19 protein-coding genes and 1 pseudogene are annotated in these 17,354 nt (G+C 66.4%); 8 read left to right on the top strand and 12 right to left on the bottom strand.

The genetic code is table 11. From position 1 onward, the window contains the following. Window positions 1–113 precede the first annotated feature (113 nt). From CVUC_RS16665 to CVUC_RS16620, 9 genes and pseudogenes are all read right to left on the bottom strand, one after another. A complete protein-coding gene (locus CVUC_RS16665; RefSeq protein ID WP_096033500.1) occupies window positions 114–1,412 on the bottom strand; it encodes an outer membrane protein transport protein in 1,299 nt (432 codons plus the stop codon). A 230-nt stretch (window positions 1,413–1,642) separates the two neighbouring features. Further along, on the bottom strand, window positions 1,643–2,548 hold the full coding sequence (locus CVUC_RS16660; protein WP_096033499.1) for an SDR family NAD(P)-dependent oxidoreductase: 906 nt from the start codon (window positions 2,546–2,548) through the stop codon (window positions 1,643–1,645). A gap of 63 nt (window positions 2,549–2,611) precedes the next feature. Next, on the bottom strand, window positions 2,612–2,866 hold the full coding sequence (locus CVUC_RS20570; protein WP_012640405.1) for a hypothetical protein: 255 nt from the start codon (window positions 2,864–2,866) through the stop codon (window positions 2,612–2,614). Window positions 2,867–2,945: 79 nt separating this feature from the next. Beyond that, on the bottom strand, window positions 2,946–3,182 hold the full coding sequence (locus tag CVUC_RS20875) for a hypothetical protein (RefSeq protein WP_423748633.1): 237 nt from the start codon (window positions 3,180–3,182) through the stop codon (window positions 2,946–2,948). A 214-nt stretch (window positions 3,183–3,396) separates the two neighbouring features. After that, complete coding sequence (locus tag CVUC_RS16640) at window positions 3,397–4,623, bottom strand: pyridoxal phosphate-dependent decarboxylase family protein (RefSeq protein WP_096033497.1); 1,227 nt, start codon at window positions 4,621–4,623, stop codon at window positions 3,397–3,399. A 111-nt stretch (window positions 4,624–4,734) separates the two neighbouring features. Further along, window positions 4,735–4,898, bottom strand: a pseudogene (locus CVUC_RS20560) (hypothetical protein); the annotation flags it as partial. Window positions 4,899–5,002: 104 nt separating this feature from the next. Beyond that, window positions 5,003–6,007, bottom strand: coding sequence for an HlyD family secretion protein (locus tag CVUC_RS16630; protein WP_096033495.1), 1,005 nt, complete (start codon window positions 6,005–6,007; stop codon window positions 5,003–5,005). A gap of 20 nt (window positions 6,008–6,027) precedes the next feature. Beyond that, a complete protein-coding gene (locus CVUC_RS16625; RefSeq protein ID WP_010919952.1) occupies window positions 6,028–6,777 on the bottom strand; it encodes an ABC transporter ATP-binding protein in 750 nt (249 codons plus the stop codon). Continuing rightward, entirely contained in the window at window positions 6,774–7,979 is a 1,206-nt protein-coding gene (locus CVUC_RS16620) for an ABC transporter permease (RefSeq protein WP_024265760.1), read from the bottom strand. Before CVUC_RS16620 ends, CVUC_RS16625 begins: the two co-directional genes overlap by 4 nt. Window positions 7,980–8,288: 309 nt before the next feature. Between CVUC_RS16620 and CVUC_RS16615 the strand changes: the two genes are divergently transcribed. Both CVUC_RS16615 and CVUC_RS16610 read left to right on the top strand, forming a co-directional pair. Continuing rightward, the gene (locus CVUC_RS16615; RefSeq protein WP_096033494.1) at window positions 8,289–9,569 is read left to right on the top strand and encodes a NupC/NupG family nucleoside CNT transporter; all 1,281 of its coding nucleotides are present in this window, start codon (window positions 8,289–8,291) and stop codon (window positions 9,567–9,569) included. Window positions 9,570–9,631: 62 nt separating this feature from the next. Further along, window positions 9,632–10,255, top strand: a complete 624-nt coding sequence (locus CVUC_RS16610; protein ID WP_096033493.1) for a glutathione S-transferase family protein — start codon at window positions 9,632–9,634, stop codon at window positions 10,253–10,255. A 116-nt stretch (window positions 10,256–10,371) separates the two neighbouring features. On the opposite strand, the gene CVUC_RS16605 is transcribed toward CVUC_RS16610, so the two are convergent. Further along, window positions 10,372–10,824 (bottom strand): PaaI family thioesterase, encoded by a 453-nt coding sequence (locus tag CVUC_RS16605; protein WP_096033492.1) that lies wholly within the window; start codon window positions 10,822–10,824, stop codon window positions 10,372–10,374. A 102-nt stretch (window positions 10,825–10,926) separates the two neighbouring features. On the opposite strand from CVUC_RS16605, the gene CVUC_RS16600 reads away from it, so the two are divergent. The 5 genes from CVUC_RS16600 (at window position 10,927) to CVUC_RS16580 (ending at window position 14,727) form a co-directional block, all read left to right on the top strand. Beyond that, window positions 10,927–11,214, top strand: coding sequence for a DUF3253 domain-containing protein (locus tag CVUC_RS16600; RefSeq protein ID WP_024265759.1), 288 nt, complete (start codon window positions 10,927–10,929; stop codon window positions 11,212–11,214). A gap of 73 nt (window positions 11,215–11,287) precedes the next feature. Further along, window positions 11,288–11,920 (top strand): glutathione S-transferase family protein, encoded by a 633-nt coding sequence (locus tag CVUC_RS16595; protein WP_010919946.1) that lies wholly within the window; start codon window positions 11,288–11,290, stop codon window positions 11,918–11,920. A 43-nt stretch (window positions 11,921–11,963) separates the two neighbouring features. Continuing rightward, window positions 11,964–12,548, top strand: a complete 585-nt coding sequence (locus CVUC_RS16590) for a uracil-DNA glycosylase family protein (RefSeq protein WP_010919945.1) — start codon at window positions 11,964–11,966, stop codon at window positions 12,546–12,548. Then, complete coding sequence (locus CVUC_RS16585; RefSeq protein WP_096033491.1) at window positions 12,545–13,603, top strand: alpha/beta hydrolase; 1,059 nt, start codon at window positions 12,545–12,547, stop codon at window positions 13,601–13,603. Before CVUC_RS16590 ends, CVUC_RS16585 begins: the two co-directional genes overlap by 4 nt. Window positions 13,604–13,665: 62 nt before the next feature. Then, complete coding sequence (locus tag CVUC_RS16580) at window positions 13,666–14,727, top strand: Leu/Phe/Val dehydrogenase (RefSeq protein WP_010919943.1); 1,062 nt, start codon at window positions 13,666–13,668, stop codon at window positions 14,725–14,727. Between the two features lie 63 nt (window positions 14,728–14,790). On the opposite strand, the gene CVUC_RS16575 is transcribed toward CVUC_RS16580, so the two are convergent. Further along, a complete protein-coding gene (locus tag CVUC_RS16575) occupies window positions 14,791–15,651 on the bottom strand; it encodes a hypothetical protein (RefSeq protein WP_096033490.1) in 861 nt (286 codons plus the stop codon). Window positions 15,652–15,971: 320 nt separating this feature from the next. Beyond that, window positions 15,972–16,640 carry a TetR/AcrR family transcriptional regulator gene (locus CVUC_RS16570; protein WP_010919941.1) on the bottom strand — a complete coding sequence of 223 codons (669 nt, stop codon included), beginning with the start codon at window positions 16,638–16,640 and terminating at the stop codon, window positions 15,972–15,974. A 131-nt stretch (window positions 16,641–16,771) separates the two neighbouring features. Here CVUC_RS16570 and CVUC_RS16565 point away from each other — a divergent pair, with 131 nt between their 5' ends. Continuing rightward, complete coding sequence (locus tag CVUC_RS16565; RefSeq protein ID WP_096033489.1) at window positions 16,772–17,281, top strand: surface-adhesin E family protein; 510 nt, start codon at window positions 16,772–16,774, stop codon at window positions 17,279–17,281. Window positions 17,282–17,354 lie beyond the last annotated feature (73 nt).

Here is a 17,354-nt window from a genome sequence, read left to right as displayed (position 1 = left end):
CGTGTCATCCCGGCTCTGCGCTTCGCTACGGCCGGGATGACACATGAGTTTAGATGCGAAAAGGGCCATCCAGGTTTCCCCGGATGGCCCAGTATCTCAACGCTGGCTCAGCCTTAGAAGCTGAAGCGCGCGCCGGCCGCGAGCACGACGGCCGAACCCTCGACATCGCCGCGCAGGCGGACGGTCGAGCTGGTGGCGGTGACGTCAGTGCGATTGATCTGGCTCTTGTCGAACGCGATGTAGCTGATCGCGGCGTCGAGTTGCAGGGTCTCGGTCGCGGCCCAGGTCGCGCCGGTGGCGTACATCATGCGATCGCCGTCCGGCACGCGGGCGGTGCGGCCGATCTCCGGGGTCGGGGTCGGGTCATACTGGACGCCGGCCCGCAGGGTCAGGCGCTTTGAGGCCTGGTAGTCGACGCCGGCCGCGTAGGTGGTGACGTCCTTATAGTCCTGGGGGCTGGTCGAGCCGCCGCCGACGAAGCTGACGCGGATGGCGTCGAACTCGCTCCAGCCCACGCGGCTGACCGAACCGTTCAGGGTCCACTGGTCGTTCACCGCCCAGCGCGCGCCGAGGTTGGCGATCCAGGGCAGGGTGATCTTGGCCTGGCCGTCGACCGTGAAGTTGCTGGCGGCGGGGATCGGGGCCAGCAGGCCCGAGACCTTCACCGTGCCGTCCAGCTTGTGGTCGAGCTTGCTGCGATAGCTGGCGCCGATCGTCAGGCTCTTGGACGGGTGCAGTTGCGCGCCCACGCTGTAGCCATAGGCGAAGCCGTCGCCCTTCAGCGATTGCAGGCCATCGGCTTGCAGCGGCGAGATGTTGGGCAGGGCGTTGGTCAGTTCGGCGTCGGCGTACATCGCCGTCACGCCAAGGCCCAGATCCAGCATGTCATTGACGCGATAGGCGACCACGCCCTCGACATTGACGGTCCGCAGCTGCGACTTCAGCGCGTCGTAGCGGGTCCAGCTGTTGGCGGTGTACTCGGTGGTGAAGTTGTAGGGCGCGGCGACCGACAGGCCCAGCGAGAGCTTGTCGTTGATCTTCCAGGCGGCGCCGAAGTTCGGCACGATGCCGTTGTTGATCGGGTCGAAGGCGGTGTCGGCGCCGCCGACCGCAGTGGTCAGGCCGGCCGGGGGGACCGGGCGGGTGATGCTGGAGCCGGTGTTGGTGACCTCGGAGTTCACCAGGATCTGGTTCAGGCCGAAGTGGGCTTCGCTGCGGGTGATGCCGGCGATCGAGGCCGGGTTCCACCACAGGCTGCCGACGCCCTTGTCGGCGACTTCGCCCGAATAGGCGCGGCCCGTGCCGCGAACCGATTGTTCTTGCAGATAGAAGGCCGAAGCGGAGGCCTGGGAGGCGGCGACGAGCGCCACGAAAGCCACGCCGACGGCGAGGCGGGTACGCGTAAGAGACATCTTTGACTAGCGACCTTCTTGGGGAGGAGGAGGTCCGCCGGGCGCCGGTTGGCGCTCGAGGAGCGCCGCCTGTAACCCATTCAGTCAAATAGCGTTGATATTATTGATGTTGGTGGTGAATTTTATCAGTCATGTAAAAGAAACGGGGGCTGAAAGCCCCCGCATTAATCACTGTTCTGTCGAATATTGATCGAACGTTGCTTTTCGATCATTGTTTTATTTCTGGCGCGTCAGCCGCCGGCCATCTTGCGGAAGAACTTCTGGCCTTGTTCGCCGCCGTTGAAATAGGCCTTCTGGCCATCCTCGGCGGTGATCTGACCCCAGCTGTCACGGACTTCCTCGGCCGACAGGCCGCCTTCGCCCAGATAGACGCCTTCGGTCTCATAGATCCGCGACAGGGCGAAGGCGCCGGCGCCGGCGGTCAGGATCGCGCCGGTAGGCGCTTCGTCCGAGCAGAGATAGACGACGCCCGGCGTCACATATTCCGGCGCCAGCTTGGCCAGCACTTCGGGCGGCATCAGGCCCTCGGTCATGCGGGTGGCCGCGACCGGGCTGATGGCGTTGATCTTGACGTCGTTCTTGGCGCCCTCGAGCTTGAGGGTGTTCATCAGGCCCAGCACCGCCATCTTGGCCGCGCCGTAGTTGCTCTGGCCGAAGTTGCCGTACATGCCCGACGACGAGGTCGTCACGACGATGCGGCCATAGTTCTGGGCCTTCATGATGTCCCAGACGGCCTTGATCGGCTTGAAGGTGCCGAAGACGTGGACCTGCATGACCAGCTCGAAGTCGGCCAGCTCCATCTTGGTCAGGGTCTTGTCGCGCAGGATGCCGGCGTTGGCGATCAGGATGTCGATGCGGCCCCAGGTGTCCATGGCCTGCTTGATCATCAGGGCGACGCCCGCGTCGTCGGTCACCGACGAGCCGTTGGCGATGGCTTCGCCGCCGAAGGCCTTGATCTCGTCGACCACCTTCTGGGCCGCTTCGGACGAACCGCCCGAGCCGTCCATCGAGCCGCCCAGGTCGTTGACCACGACCTTGGCGCCGCGACGCGCCAGTTCCAGGGCGTGCTGTCGGCCAAGCCCGCCGCCGGCGCCCGTCACGATCGCCACCTTGCCGTCGAAGCGGATGTCCGCCATGCCGAAGTCTCCCTCAAACGTGTGTTTGGTTTGGCGCGTTTGTGCGGCGCGGGAGAGGGGAGGTCAAGGGGAGGCTCCTGTCTGGATTTGATGAGCGCCCCCTCCGTCGCGATGCTTCGCATCGCGCCACCTCCCCCGCTGCACGGGTGAGGAGGTCGGCCTGTCATCCTCCCCCGCGCGCGGGGGAGGTGGATCGGCGCGGATACGCGACGAGACGGAGGGGGCGCTCTGAGCACGCCACCACCACTTCACGCGGGCTCCCGCTGAAGGTTCGGAAAGGGACGCGGAGCGCCGGACAGCGTCCGGATTGTGAGACAAGAATACCGTTTCGACGAAGCCCGAACGCTCCGCGCAGCCGTTATCCATCAGCGTCCCGTCAGGTGGCCCTGTTCAGGCCTTACCGGGACCCGAGCGTCTGGTTTCCCAAACGTCCGACGGTCGAAGAGGACGAGCCAATACAGGCTAAGACACATCCTTTTACCCTCAACCACGCCGACGGCGGGCGGGTGAGCCCAGCAAGCTCAGCCCCGGACCGTCCGAGTATCCCCCTCGAACCTGTCCCCGCTCGACCGCCCCCCGCCGCCGCAAATGGTCGCTGGCCATGCGCCCTTTCCTCGCGACGAGGTGGGAGCATTGTGGGGGCGGTTTTGTCGGCGATGCGTCGATTTTGGATGATCCCGTCTCGCTGACGGCTAACGGGTTGATTGTGTTGGGAATGGGTCGTGCCAATCCCCGCGCGGCGGCGGGGATTGGGGGGCTTGCCGGAAAGTATTGCGATCGGTCGATCTGTTGACCGGCCGTCGGGAAAGGGGGGGAGCGGACCCCACTTCGCCTTCGACCTCGAGACGTCAGGTGGCGGCGCGCCGGCAAGTTTCGTCGATCGCTGCAATAATTCTTTCGATATCGGCGTTGGGGTTGGCGGAAACACATCTCAGCCAAGTCTCACCATCGATGTTCGCTGACGACGCAAGGCCCTGCGGAAGCGCGGCGCGAAACTCATCGACGCTATGAGATGCGGGTCTGAAAACGATCACACCCGTTCCGCCATCCGCAAAGACTTCAAGGTCTGGGTGAGCCGCGATGAAATCCTGCAATCGCCTCGCGTTGTCCATGCAGTGTTCGATCCGCGCGGCCAACCCCTCGCGTCCCCATGCCAGAAGCGTCGCCAGCAGCAGCGTTCCTGCGGCACCATGGGACCCTTGGACGCCAATGTTCGGCGCCGCGAGATACGCGCCACCGAAACTTATGGAGGCGTGAGCTGCCTCAGTGTCACGGAACATGACGAGCGCCGACTCTTTGGGTTGAAACAACCACTTGTGCGCCGACACAGCGACGGAATCGGCCCGGTCGACTCCGGAAAGGATGCTCCGGTGTCGATCTGACAATGCCAGCGGGCCAGCCCATGCTGCATCGATATGCGTCCAGGCTGCGAGACCGCAACAGTCCAGGGGATCCACGGCGCCGACGCTGGTGGTTCCGGCCGTGAGCACCAGGCAGGCGTCCGACAGGTCACTGGGTAATGTCGCCGGATCCAACCGGTGGCGCTGATCAACGACCGTTTCAACGTACTCGAGGCCCAAGATCCGGGCAGCTTTCCGGACGCTGAGGTGTGAAGCTGAGGACGCTAGCACCTTCTTCACGCCGCGCAGGTCACGAGCCGTCCACAGGGCCGTCAGATTGGCGATGCTGGATCCGGGAGCCATGTGGCCGCCGTTCATTCCAAAGAACGGCGCCAACCATTCGACGACGCACGCTTCAGCTTCCCGAGCGAACGGGGCAGTCGCGGGATGCAGCAGGTTCTGGTTGAGACGTGCGTTCCAGAGCGCCAAGGCCCAGGTAATCCATGGGGTCGGCGGGTCCATGTGCGCTATCGCGTCGCTTGCCCCCAGATTTGCCGCGCGGCCGAGAACATCGGGGGCAAGCCGCTCCAAGGCCTCAACCTCGCCGAGTCCGCGATCCGGCAAGGACTTCGGCATTTCGTAGCTGGGCCGCTCCGAGTGGGCCCGACGGTCAAGCAATTCAACAGCCCGACGAAGACCCTCGGAATTCAGTTCAAAACTCGTGTCCGATGACATCCTGGTCTTGCTTTCACAGCATCGCCTAAGCACGACGGTCCATCTCTAGATCAGCTCAACGGAGCCGTCACGATGAGCGCGCTGGGCCCGCTAAGGGTCGATAGCGGACCAAATCCTCCCCCCAGCGGGGGAGGTGTCGGCGAAGCCGACGGAGGGAGAAGAAGCCGGCTCGGCAGCACCTCCCCCTCCGGCCTTCGGCCTCCTCCCCCTCTGGGGGGAGGATTTTCGAACGCCTTACATGGGCCGAAAGCCGTCTCCAGCCTCCCTCCAGAAATCCGACACGGCCTACGTCACACCGGGTGTCCCCGGCCGCGCCAATGAAAAACGCCGCGCGGGGGCCGCGCGGCGTTCCAAGGCAGTGTGCGCTAAGGCGGGGCCCTTAGCTCTTCTTCGTCATCCCGCCGGCCACCGGCTGGGTCGGCTTATCCCGCTTCACGCCGGCCTTCTGGCCGGGCTTCATGAACTTGACCAGCACGCGCTGGCCGACCAGCAGCGGGGCGCCGTCGGCGCTGACCACCACTTCGACGACGCGCTCGTCGCTGCGCTGGCTGGGATCGTCCGAGGCCAGCTTGCGGGCGCCGAAGACGGCGGCGCGGCGCAGGACCTGGCCGACATAGGTCTTGTCCGGATCGCCTTCAGGCTGGATCTCGACCTCCTGGCCGATGGTCACGTTCGGGATGTCGGCCTCGACGATCTCGGCGCGGGCGATGCGCTGGGTGTTGGGCTCGAGGTCGAACATGGCGGTGACGTTCAGGGTCGAGGCGCCCGAGCCGGGATTGGCCTGGCGGCGGGCGATGCGGCCGTCAGCCGGCGCGCGGATCACCGTCAGCTCCTCATTGAAGCGGGCCTGGGCCAGTTGGGCGGTGGCGACGCCGATCTGGGCCTGCTGGGTGCCGATATTGGCTTGCGCCTGGGCGATCTGGTCGCGGGCGGCGTCCAGTCGCTGAGCGGCGACATAGTTCGAGGCGGCCAGGCCCTGCAGGCGGTTGAACTCGCGCTGGGCGGTGCGCAGTTGCACCTGATGCAGCGCCAGCTGCGCCTTGGCCGAGGCCAGGGCCGCCGAAGCGGTCTGAGTCGCCAGGCGGGCGTCGTCGTCCTCTTGCTTGGCCAGGGGCTGGCCGGCTTTGACGATGTCGCCTTCCTGGACGAACACCTCGCGGATGATGCCCTGGCGGCGCGCGGCCACCTGGATCACGCCGCCCTCGACGTCGGCCTTGCCCTGGGCGATGGCCGCGTAGGGGGAGGGCTCTTCTTGAGCGGCGGCGGCCTCAAGCTTCTTCTTTTTCTCGGCCTGTTGGCCCTTGGCGTAGAACAAGCCGCCGCCGAGCAGCAGCACGACGACCAGGGCGATGTAGAAGGCGGGTCGGCGCAGGAAGCCGGGCATGTCGAAATTCCCCCAGAAAATCAGTGGCTGAGCGGCGCAGGATTGGCGTCGGGCGTTCTACGCACGTCGTCCAGGATCCGGCCGTCTTCGATGTGGATGACGCGGTCGGCATAGGCCTCGAGCCGCGGGTCGTGGGTCACGCAGATCACCGCCGCGCCACGGACGGAGGCCGCCTCGCGCAGCAGGCGGATGACGATCTGGCCGTTCTCGCCGTCGAGCGCCGAGGTGGGCTCGTCGGCGAAGATCAGGTTCGGGTTCTTGGCCAGGGCTCGGGCGATGGCCACGCGTTGCTTTTCACCGCCCGACAGTTCGGACGGGCGCTGGTTGACGCGCGGGCCAAGGCCCACCGACTCCAGCGCCGCCTGGGCGCGACGGGCCTGTTCGCCGGGGCTTGCGCCCTGGTACTTCAGCGCCGTCATCACCTGCTGCTTAGCGGTGAGGGCCGGGAACAGGTTGAAGCCCTGGAAGATGAAGCCGCAGTGATCCAGGCGGAACTTGTCGATCTTGCCGGTGGGCAGAGACCACAGATCCTTTGCCTCGAGGGCCGAGACCTTGCCCTCGTCGGGCTTCAGAAGGCCCGACAGGGCGGCCACCAGGGTCGACTTGCCCGAGCCCGACGGGCCCATGACCATGGTCACGTCACCGTGCTTGGCGTCGAAGTCGATGCCCTTGAGCACTTCGATATAGCTGCGGCCAGTCTTGAAGCGCTTGACCAGACCACGGGCTTCGAGGGCGGTTTCGCCACGCTTGTGCGCGTTGTCACGGGTCATCGCAGCAGGTCCGCGGGTTGGCTGTTCTTGAGGACGCCGAGCGACAGGAAGCCCGACAGCATGGCGATGGCGACCAGGAAGCCCGCGACGATGGCGACTAGGACCGGCGGGAAGTACATCGGCACCCCGCCCATGGTCGCCAGCAGCGAGACACCCCAGGTCAGCAGGCCTGCGGCGAAGACGCCGACGATGCCGACCCAGAAGGAAAGCTCCATCACGATGTTGCGCAGGTCGCCCATCGACACGCCCAGGGCGCGCAAGCTGGCGAACTCCTTGATGTTGGCCATGATCGCGCCGCGCAGGGTCTGCCAGGTGATGGCCACGCCGATCAGCAGGCCCAGGAACGCCGAGAAGCCCAGCATGATGCCGATGATCTGGTCTTCCAGCATGGCGTTGGAATTGGCGTCGGCCAGTTCCTGGCGGGTCCAGGCGCGGAACTTGCCGTCGGCCTTCTTGTTCAGCTGCGCAGCGACGATTTCGGCGCGGGCAGGGTCCTTGATCTCGACCATCAGCGGGCCGACGCGCTGGCCGATATCGGCCTCGCCCAGCATCCGCAGGGTGTCGCGCGACATGACCAGGGTGGGCTGGATGATGTTCGGATAGCCGCGCGTGACCACGGCGATATGGATCGTCTTGCCGTTGTAGAGGGCCTTGTCGCCCTTCTTGACGCCCAGTCGCTTCAGCGCCGTCTCGTCGACCGCGACCGCATAGGGGCGGCGCAGGGCTTCGATCATCGACTGCGTGTAGTCGGTGGGCACCGTGACATAGCCAGGGATCGCGTCGACGACGGTGACATTGACGAACTCGGTCTTGCGAGCCGTGCCGCCGCCGCCGCCTTTCTCGCCCTTGCCGGCCCGCTTGGCGCGCGCCTCTTCCTTGGCCTGCTGCTCGGGCGACAGGATGTTCTGGAAACGGCCGCCAGAGCCGTCCAGCGGCGCGACCTGGGTGACCTCGGGGTGGCTGTAGACCAGCGGGATCATCCGGCGCGGCAGGCCGGACGGGCCGCCGAACAGCGCCTTGGCGCCCGGGCCCAGCACCATGATGTCGGCGCGGGCGCGGTCGATCTGGGCGGTGAAGCCTTTGCCGATGCCGACGAACATGCCGACCTGCGCCAGCACCAGCAGGCCCGAAAAGGCCAGGGCGACGACAGCCGCCATGTAACGACGCCACTCGTATAGAAGTGTGGCCAAGGCCAACGACATTTGCGGACTCGTGCTCCCCCAATCGACGGTTGCAGCAATGAACGCCGATCGACGAGTGGCCAAGTTAAATCGGGGTAAGGCGCGTTTCAGGCATGAAATAGTCGGGGCCGGCCTCGCTGAAGGGCAGACCTCGTCGCTCGCCAGCCGGCGCGCGGCCTCGGCGGTAAGAGGCTTATGACTTAGGCGCCTTGCGGTCTGGTTAACCATTCCTTACGCAAGGCGCTTGCGTGCGACGCCGCTGTTGGTGTCAATCAGCGCCTCTTGGTCGGCGTCGCGGGGGCGTCGCCTCATTGTAAGGTCTTCGTCTTGATGTTCCGTCCCGAGAACGTTCAGGCCCTCGCGGGTCTGGCGCTCACCCTGGGCCTGTGCTGGCTCGTTTCCGAGAATCGTAAGCGGTTCCCCTGGGGCCTGGCCATCGGCGCGGTCGTCATTCAGGTCCTGCTGGTCCTGGTCCTGTTCGGCCTGCCGCAAGCCCAGCAGATGCTGCGCGGCGTCAACGGCGCGGTGGAGGGCCTTGCCGCCTCGACCCAGGCCGGCACCGCCTTCGTGTTCGGCTTTCTGGCCGGCGGCGACCAGCCCTATACGGTCAGCAATCCGGGCGCGGGCTTCATCTTCGCTTTCCGCGTGCTGCCGGTGATCCTGGTGGTCTGCGCCCTGTCGGCGCTGCTGTGGCACTGGAAGATTCTCAAGTGGCTGGCTCAGGGCTTCGGCTTTGTCTTCCAGAAGACGCTGGGCCTGCGCGGCCCGCCGGCCCTGGCCACCGCCGCCACCATCTTCATGGGTCAGGTCGAAGGCCCGATCTTCATCCGCGCCTATCTCGACAAGCTGAGCCGCTCGGAACTCTTCATGCTGATCGCGGTCGGCATGGCCTGCGTGTCGGGCTCGACCATGGTCGCCTACGCCACCATCCTGGCCGACGTCCTGCCCAACGCCGCCGCCCACGTGCTGACCGCCTCGATCATCTCGGCCCCGGCCGGCGTGCTGCTGGCCCGGATCATTGTGCCGTCCGATCCGATGGAGAAGAGCGCCGATCTTGATCTGTCGACCGAGGACAAGACCTATGGCAGCTCGATCGACGCCGTGATGAAGGGCACCACCGACGGCCTGCAGATCGCGCTGAACGTCGGCGCCACCCTGATCGTCTTCGTGGCCCTGGCCACCATGGTCGACAAGGTCCTGGGCGCCTTGCCGCCGGTGGGCGGCGAGCCGCTGAGCATCGCGCGCGGCCTGGGCGTGGTCTTCGCGCCGCTGGCCTGGTCGATGGGCATCCCGTGGAAGGAAGCGGGCACGGCCGGCGGTCTGCTGGGCGTGAAGCTGATCCTGACCGAGTTCACCGCCTTCATCCAGCTGTCCAAGGTGGGCGAAGCCCTGCTGGACGAACGCACGCGGATGATCATGACCTACGCGCTGTGCGGTTTCGCCAATATCGGCTCGGTCGGCATGAACGTCGCCGGCTTCTCGGTGCTGGTGCCCCAGCGCCGGCAGGAAGTGCTGGGCCTGGTCTGGAAGGCGATGATGGCCGGCTTCCTGGCCACCTGCCTGACCGCCTCGCTGGTCGGCCTGATGCCGCGAAGCCTGTTTGGGCTGTAGGCCGCTTTCCTTCCGTTGCGAAAACCAAGCATCCTCCCGGTCAAAAGCCGGGAGGATTTCTTTTGAAACTCTACGATTGCCTGCGGGCGCCCAATCCTCGCCGTGTGCGCTGGTTCATGGCCGAGAAGGGGATCGACGACGTCGAGATCGTCACCCTGTCGATCATGGGCGGCGAGCACAGGTCGCCGGAGTATCGCGGCAAGGCGGGTCTCGCCCACGTGCCCGCCCTGGAACTGGACGATGGGACGGTGATCACCGAGTCGGTCGCCATCTGCCGCTATCTGGAAAGCGTCTATCCCGAGCCGAACATGTTCGGGCGCGATCCCAAGGAGACGGCGATCATCGAGATGTGGCTGCGGCGCACCGAGATGATGGTCGCCACGCCAATGATGCAGGGCGTTCGTCACAGCCACCCCGGCATGGCCGCGCTGGAGGCGCAGGTCCCCGAAGTGGCCGCCTACAATCTCGAGAGCGTCAGAAAGAGCCTGAAGGTGCTCGATGACCGTCTGGCCGAAAGCCCGTTCATCGCAGCGGACCGCGTCACGATCGTCGACGTCATCGCAGTCACCAGCCTGGACTTCGGACGCATGATCAAGTGGCGGCCGGACCCCGAACGGGTCCACGTCAACCGCTGGCTGGACGCCATGCTGGCTCGCCCCGCCGCTGCGGCGGGCATGACCGCCTAGATCGGATCTGCGGAGCCGTCCTTGCCCTTCGACGGGCTCAGGGTGAGGACGACTTTTGACGCCGGTTCAGTAGAAAACCTCATCGTGAGCTTGTCGAAGGACGAGGTTACGATCCTTCAACGGCTTCGGATCCGCTTGATCACGCCCGAGAAGTTCAGCATCGGGCTGGAGCCGGTCGAGATCAGGCCGCGCACGAACAGCAGCGCGCCGCCGGCGCGCACGACCTCGCCGGTGGCCGTGACCAGGTCGCCGGGACGGGCCGGGCCGACGAACTCGCCGTTCAGGCTGACGGTGACGGCGTGGCTCCCCGCCAGGTCGCGCCAGGCGATGGCGAAGAGGCAGAAGTCGGCAAAGGTCATCATGCAGCCGCCGTGCATGAAGCCGCCGCCGTTCATGTGCTTGGGCTCGGCGCGGAAGGCGCAGGTGACGCGGCCCGTTTCATCCTCGCGGAAATAGAAGGGGCCGGACTGGTCCTCGAATGGGTCCATGCCCTGCCAGGTGCGCCAACCGGCCCACTCACCGGTCTCGACCAGTCGCGAGCTGCTGGAATTCTCGGCCCCGCCGTCCATGCTGTCCCCCTCCGAAACTTATCGGGGTTCAGTTAGAGCGGTCGTCTCGCGCGCGCAAGCCGCGCCTCGCGTTCGGACGCGATCCATGGCATGGCGAGGCGTATGACCACCCCGATCCAAGACACCATCCTGTCCCAACTGGCGGCCTTGCCCGAAGGCAAGTCGATCGACCCTATGAACGTCGCCAAGGCGATCCAGCCCGAGCGCTGGCAGCAGCTGCTGGGCCATGTGCGCACCAACGCCATCGAACTGGCCCGTGAAGGCAAGGTGGTGATCCTGCGCCACAACAAGCCGACCAATCCCGAGAAGTTCCGCGGCGTCTATCGCATCCGCCTGCGCCTGGAAGGCGACCCGACCAGCTTTGAGGAAACGGCCGGCGACGAAGAATAGTCGCTGCCGCGAGTTCGTCTTGAAACGAAACTGAGTCCATGGCCTATGGTCTCCCAAACCAGGGAGACCATCGATGCTCATCTACGGCTCGTCGCTTTCGCCGTTCGTCCGCAAGACCATGGTGTTCGCCACCGAAAAGGGTCTGGCGTATGACACCAAGGTGGTCCGACTGGGCCAGCCCGACCCCGAGTTCGAGGCCTGCAGCCCGTTCGGCAAGATTCCCGGCTTCCAGGACGGCGACTTCAAGATCTCGGACTCCTCGGCGATCATCACCTATCTGGATGCGGCCTATCCGGAGCCGAACCTGATCCCGACCGAGCCCAAGGCGCGCGCGCGGACCGTCTGGTACGAGGAATACGCCGACTCAATCTTTGTCGGCGCTGCGGGCCCGATCTTTTTCAACCGCGTGGTGGGGCCGCGCTTTATGGGCGCAGAGCCCGACCAGGCGGCGATCGACAAGGGGATCAATGTCGCCATGCCGCCGGTGCTCGACTATCTGGAGCGCACGATCCCGGCGAGCGGCTTCCTGGTTGAGGACCGTTTCACCCTGGCCGACATCGCCGTGGCCAGTCCGTTCGTGAACCTGGAACACGCTGGTTTCGATTTCGCCAAGTGGCCCAAGTCCAAGGCCTATGCCGACGCCATCCTGGCCCGGCCGTCGTTCGAGGGCATCATCAAGCGCGAACGCCGGATGCTGGGGGCTTAAGGCGCCGCTTGGGGCGGCGGACGGGATCGCCTACATCCCGTCCATGCCGCTCGATGCGCTTCTCTCCGAAATCTCGGCCTGCCGCGCCTGCGCGCCGTATCTGCCGCACACGCCGCGGCCGGTCACGCGCGTCAGCACGGCGACGCGGCTGCTGATCGCGGGCCAGGCCCCAGGGCGGATCGTCCACGAGACGGGCCTGCCCTTCAACGACCCCTCGGGCGTCCGCCTGAGGCAGTGGATGGGGATCGACCGCGAGACCTTCTACGGGCGGTCCGAGATCGGCGTCGCGGCCATGGCCTTCTGTTTTCCGGGGACCAATCCCAAGGGCGGCGACTATCCGCCACCGCCGCGCTGCGCGGCGCTGTGGCGATCGCAGTTGCTGGCGGCGCTGCCCAATGTCGAACTGACCTTGCTGGTCGGCCGCTACGCCCAGGAGTGGGCGCTGGACGGCCGAACGGGCAAGACCATGACCGAGACCATCGAGCGCTGGCGAGAATTCGGACCGAACGTTCTGCCGCTGCCGCATCCATCCTGGCGCAACACCGCCTGGCTGAAGCGCAATCCGTGGTTCGAGGCTGAGGTCACGCCTTATCTTCGCCGGCGTGTCGCAGACATTCTACGGTCATGAATCGCCGCGCCCTGATCTTGTCAGCCTGCGCCGCCGCGCTGTCGGCGTGCGCGCCGCTGCGCCAGCGGCCGGAGCTGGCGGCGCTGGGGTTTCGAGGGCCGCGTCTGACGGATGAGGCTTTCATCAGTTTCGACGGCGCGCACCTTGGTCTGATGCGCTGGCTGCCCGCCGGCGAGCCCGACTGGGTCGTGGTCGGCCTGCACGGCATGAACGACTATGCCAACGCCTATCACCTGGCCGCCGCCTGGTGGGCGGGCAGGGGCATCGCGACCTATGCGCTGGACGTGCGCGGGTTCGGTCGCTCGCCCGAGCGCGGCGTCTGGGCGCAGCCGGAGCTTGTCATCGAGGATGTCCGCCTGCTGGTCGAGGCCGTGCGCGAGCGCCATCCGCGCGCCAAGGTCGCCCTGGCCGGAATCAGCATGGGCGGCGGTCTGGCGATCAGCGCCATGGCCACGCCCGACCCGCCCCGCGTCGACAAGCTGATGCTGTTCGCGCCGGCGGTCTGGGGTTGGTCGAACCAGCCGTTGCCCAACAAGCTGAGTTTGTGGATCACCGCCCATACGAAGGGCGACTGGGTGGTCAAGCCTCCCGAGTGGCTGGTGCGCAACGTCATGCCTTCCGACAACATCGACGAACTGCGCCGCATGGGTCGTGATCCGCTGATGATCTGGGGCGCGCGCTCCGACACGCTCTATGGCCTGGTCGGACTCATGGAGCGCGCCTGGAGGTCGCCGGGCGCGATCTCGACCCCGGTCGCCTGGTTCTACGGCGCCAACGACCACGTCATTCCCCGCGCGCCGACGGTCGAAGCGGTGAGCCGCCTCAAGTCTGGCGCGCTTACGGCCTACTATCCCAAGGGCTATCACCTTCTGCTCGTCGATCTGCAGGCTGAAGCGGTCTGGCGGGACGTCGAGGCGTTCCTGCGTGACGCGCCGGGGGGCTGGCCGCCGTCGGGTGTTCCGACCATTCCCTCCAGTCTCGCGGCGATGACAGCGTTGGATCCGCCCAAGGCGGCCAAACGCGGCTTGTCGCAAGGTCAGCCTTCGGGCTTGTGAGCCGGGGAAAGCCAGCGTACACCGCCCGCCAACTTCATTCTGGCTGAGGCGAGACCGGCAGCATGACCTTGTTCGATTCCCCCGATTTCGAGGGACACGAAGGCGTTCACGCTTTCTTCGACGAAAAAACTGGTCTGAAGTCGATCATCGCGGTCCATTCGACCGCGCGCGGGCCGGCTGCCGGCGGCTGCCGCATGTGGGACTATTCCAGCGCCGATGCGGCCCTGACGGACGCGCTGAGGCTGTCGCGCGGCATGTCGTACAAGAACGCCATGGCCGACCTCGACTTCGGCGGCGGCAAGGCCGTGATCATCGGCGACAGCCGTAGCCAGAAGACGCCGGAACTGTTCGAAGCCTTCGGTCGCGCCGTCGACAGCCTGGGTGGCCAGTACTGGACCGCCGAGGACGTCGGCGTCTCGCCGTCGGACCTGGAAAGCACGCGCAAGACCACCCGTTTCGTCGCCGGCCTGGAAGGCCACGCGGCCGCCTCGGGCGATCCCTCGCCGGTGACCGCCGAGGGCGTGTTCCGCGGCGTGCGCCTCTGCGTCGAGCGCGCTCTGAACCGCGACCTGAAGGGCGTTCGCGTCGCCATCCAGGGCGTCGGCCACGTCGGCGCCTATCTGGCCGAGAAGCTGCACGCGGCCGGCGCGGAGCTGATCATCGCCGACGTGAACCAGGTGGCCCTGGCCGAGGTGGCCGCCAAGACCGGCGCCACGATCGTGCCGACCGACGCGATCTTCGACGTCGAGGCCGATGTCTTCGCCCCCTGCGCCCTGGGCGGCGCGATCTCGAACGCGACCCTGCCGCGTCTGAAGGTCAAGGTGATCGCCGGCGGCGCCAACAACCAGCTGGCCGACGCCATGATCGGCCAGACCGTGTTCGATCGCGGCATCCTCTACGCCCCGGACTACGTCATCAACGGCGGCGGCATCATCAATGTGGCGGCCGAGATCCGCGCCCTGGAAGCCGGCGGCGCGTTCGACGGCGGCTGGGTGGCGAGCAAGCTTGATCGCCTGGCCCAGACCCTGGCGGAAGTGATCGATCAGTCGATCAGCGAGAAGCGTCCGGCCAACCTGGTGGCCGATGAGATCGCGCGCGCGCGCATCGCCGCCGCGCGGGGCTGAGGCTGAAGCCTGACGGTCTCTCCGGCGGATGGGGAGACCGTGGCGCCTCTGCTGGGGCTGGGCTTAACGGCCTTGGATCGAGACCGTGACGCCGACGACCGTGTCCTTGTTGGAATAGTCGATCGAGTTCAGCTTGCGCCGCGTCGCCGACAGCGACACCTGATTGTTGTTCTTGCGATAGCCGATGCCGACCTGGCGACTGCCGAAGCGCGCCAGCTTGTCTTCGCTGAAGCCGGCGTTGCGCCAGCCGTCGATGGTGTCGCGCACCAGGTTCAGGCTGTAGGCCTTGCCCGAGCTGGCGGCGAACAGCATCCAGCGCCCGCGCCGCAGGTCCTCGGCCGACGCGCCCGCCTTCGAGACCAGATTCGACGCGTTCAGTGACAGGCGCTTGACCAGGCTGGGCTGCATGCCCAGCGGCGTGAAGGGCAGGGGCTCCTTGCCGACCTCCGCCTTGAGGACCTTGCCATAGGGCCGGTAGGTCTTGGTGTGGGTGAGCGCGAGAACGGGTCGAGGGTGGCTCTGCGCGGCCTCGGTGAGGATTCGGGCGGTGGTACGGGTCTTGGGCGCTTCGGCTTGGGCCAGGGTCTGGACGCGGGGAGCAGGCTCGGGCCGCGAGGGTGCTGCGCCCGCCAGGCCCGTTTCTGCGGGACCGCCCGCCAGGGCGACGGTCGCCGCCGCTGGCGTCGCGGCGACCTCCGCCGCAACCGCGCGCGCCCGCTCGCCGCCATAGCGCGCCGTGGCGATCGGCGCGTCGGGGTCGTCCACGCTTGCGCCGTCCTTAGGGCCACCCGCCAGGGTCAGGGTCCGATTGAATTCTTCAGGAACATGAGTCGACAGCGCCGTCGCGGTCCCAACGACCGCGAGGCCCGTTACAGTCAACAGACATCCGAGCGCGACACGTCGCATGCTCGTCAGCTCCCCCATTCCCTTGCGCTAAGGTTAAGGGTGTCGGGAAGGGCTGTACAGACGTGTAGCGCGAGAGTTGAACCCTGCGCTGACATGCCGCGCCTAAACGGGCGCCTCAGTGGCCGGGACGCTATTCGAAGCGGCGTATCGCCTTCGCAGGCGCGTATTCCGCCGCCGGATTCGCGCCCTGCCGTGGCTTCCGCGCAGCCTCGAGGACACACAGGCCCCTGTCCTGGCCCTGATTCGCGCTGCCGTACTGGGGGCGGTGGGCGACAGGCGGACGTCCCGCAGCAGGCGACGTCGCCTCCGCACAGGCGCCTGTTCACCGTTCGGCGCGATCAGGCGCGGAAGCCGGCCTCGGCGAAGCTCAGCATGCGATCCAGCAAGGCCACGACATCGGCTTCGCTGGTCTGTCCTTCGGACAGCACGTTCAGCCGGTCGAACTCGGCGAAGCGATTATTGTGCAGCATGCCCAGCGTGAAGTGCAGCCGCCAGTAGACCTCTTCGGGCGACAGGTCAGGGCGGGCGCGCAGCAGGGCGTCCGAGAAGCGGCGCAGGTGAGACACGTCGGTCTTCAGCACCTGGCGAATCTCGTCGGTGCCTTCGCTGCGGGCGCGGATCAGGAACTGCAGCGAAATGCGGCGCTCGTGGTCGGGCGCCAGCCAGCGCAGCGGCGGGGTCAGCAGGGCCGCCAGGATCTCGCGCAGGGGCGGGCTCCCGACGTTGCGGTCGTTAGCCTCGTGCAGCATCTTGGCGCGCTCGCGATTGAGCTCGGCCGTGCGCCGCTTGAAGATCTCGAACAGCAGCGCGTCCTTGGAGCCGAAGTGATAGTTCACCGAGGCCAGATTCACGCCCGCGGCGGCCGTGATGTCGCGCACCGAAACGTTCTGAAAGCCATGCAGCGCGAATAGGCGTTCGGCGGCGACGAACACCAGGTTCTTGGTGGCGGCTTCGCTCTCGCTCGCGTCGACTTCATGCGAAGCGGCGGCGTCGGTCGTCGGACTCACTACAGATTCCCCTTTACCCGCAGGGAAGTCTTACGGGCGTTCGAATTTGGCGCAAGCGTCAAGATCGTCCCTGTAGCGCGTAACGACGTTCGCGTTTAGGCTTTTCCCGTAAAGCGCGTGGGGGCGACAAGATGATCGGCATGCTGACGGCCATTCTGCTGCTGGCGGGGCAGGCCAGTACGCCAGCGCCCGCGGTCAAGGATGATGCGGCCAAGGTGGACTCGGTCACGATCACCGCCGCCGAAAAGAAGCCGGCCGCCATGCCGCCCTGGTCGCGGAAGATCGAGGGGATCGGCTGGCCGTTCATGGGGGTTGGCGAGGACAAGTCCGTCATGATGTTCGCCAAGACGGGCAAGACGCCGTCGGGCGCGGACTACCAGCGGGTCTGGGTTCGCCACGAGTTCCGGCTGCCCCAGACGGAGGCGGGCCTGACGTTCCGCTCCGAACGCCTGGCCCAGGACGTCGACTGCAAGGCGCGCGCGTTCCGAAGCCTGGCGGTCTATCGCTATCCGGAAAACAACCTCGGCGGTGAGCCTGTGGCCTTCAAGTTCGATGAGAACGACTGGACCAGGCCCGACGCCGGCGCCTTTGCAGAGACCGTGGTGGACGCCGCCTGCATGCGCCCGGACGCTGTGGGCTAGAGCCTGTCTGGTTTAGATGGAACCATCTAAACCAGATCAACAGGCTCTAAAATCAAACACTTAGAGCCATTTC

The sequence above is a fragment of the Caulobacter vibrioides genome (assembly GCF_002858865.1).
Lineage (GTDB): Bacteria > Pseudomonadota > Alphaproteobacteria > Caulobacterales > Caulobacteraceae > Caulobacter > Caulobacter vibrioides.
Note: the sequence above shows the minus strand (reverse complement) of the source record. Positions and strands in the feature narration are given on the sequence as shown.

Excerpts from the sequence above, each read along its gene's own strand:
- CVUC_RS16665 (WP_096033500.1), bottom strand. The coding sequence starts at position 1,412 with ATGTCTCTTACGCGTACCCGCCTCGCCGTCGGCGTGGCTTTCGTGGCG.
- CVUC_RS16660 (WP_096033499.1), bottom strand. The coding sequence starts at position 2,548 with ATGGCGGACATCCGCTTCGACGGCAAGGTGGCGATCGTGACGGGCGCC.
- CVUC_RS20875 (WP_423748633.1), bottom strand. The coding sequence starts at position 3,182 with ATGCTCCCACCTCGTCGCGAGGAAAGGGCGCATGGCCAGCGACCATTT.
- CVUC_RS16640 (WP_096033497.1), bottom strand. The coding sequence starts at position 4,623 with ATGTCATCGGACACGAGTTTTGAACTGAATTCCGAGGGTCTTCGTCGG.
- CVUC_RS16630 (WP_096033495.1), bottom strand. The coding sequence starts at position 6,007 with ATGCCCGGCTTCCTGCGCCGACCCGCCTTCTACATCGCCCTGGTCGTC.
- CVUC_RS16625 (WP_010919952.1), bottom strand. The coding sequence starts at position 6,777 with ATGACCCGTGACAACGCGCACAAGCGTGGCGAAACCGCCCTCGAAGCC.
- CVUC_RS16620 (WP_024265760.1), bottom strand. The coding sequence starts at position 7,979 with ATGTCGTTGGCCTTGGCCACACTTCTATACGAGTGGCGTCGTTACATG.
- CVUC_RS16615 (WP_096033494.1), top strand. The coding sequence starts at position 8,289 with ATGTTCCGTCCCGAGAACGTTCAGGCCCTCGCGGGTCTGGCGCTCACC.
- CVUC_RS16605 (WP_096033492.1), bottom strand. The coding sequence starts at position 10,824 with ATGGACGGCGGGGCCGAGAATTCCAGCAGCTCGCGACTGGTCGAGACC.
- CVUC_RS16600 (WP_024265759.1), top strand. The coding sequence starts at position 10,927 with ATGACCACCCCGATCCAAGACACCATCCTGTCCCAACTGGCGGCCTTG.
- CVUC_RS16595 (WP_010919946.1), top strand. The coding sequence starts at position 11,288 with ATGCTCATCTACGGCTCGTCGCTTTCGCCGTTCGTCCGCAAGACCATG.
- CVUC_RS16590 (WP_010919945.1), top strand. The coding sequence starts at position 11,964 with ATGCCGCTCGATGCGCTTCTCTCCGAAATCTCGGCCTGCCGCGCCTGC.
- CVUC_RS16585 (WP_096033491.1), top strand. The coding sequence starts at position 12,545 with ATGAATCGCCGCGCCCTGATCTTGTCAGCCTGCGCCGCCGCGCTGTCG.
- CVUC_RS16580 (WP_010919943.1), top strand. The coding sequence starts at position 13,666 with ATGACCTTGTTCGATTCCCCCGATTTCGAGGGACACGAAGGCGTTCAC.
- CVUC_RS16575 (WP_096033490.1), bottom strand. The coding sequence starts at position 15,651 with ATGGGGGAGCTGACGAGCATGCGACGTGTCGCGCTCGGATGTCTGTTG.
- CVUC_RS16565 (WP_096033489.1), top strand. The coding sequence starts at position 16,772 with ATGATCGGCATGCTGACGGCCATTCTGCTGCTGGCGGGGCAGGCCAGT.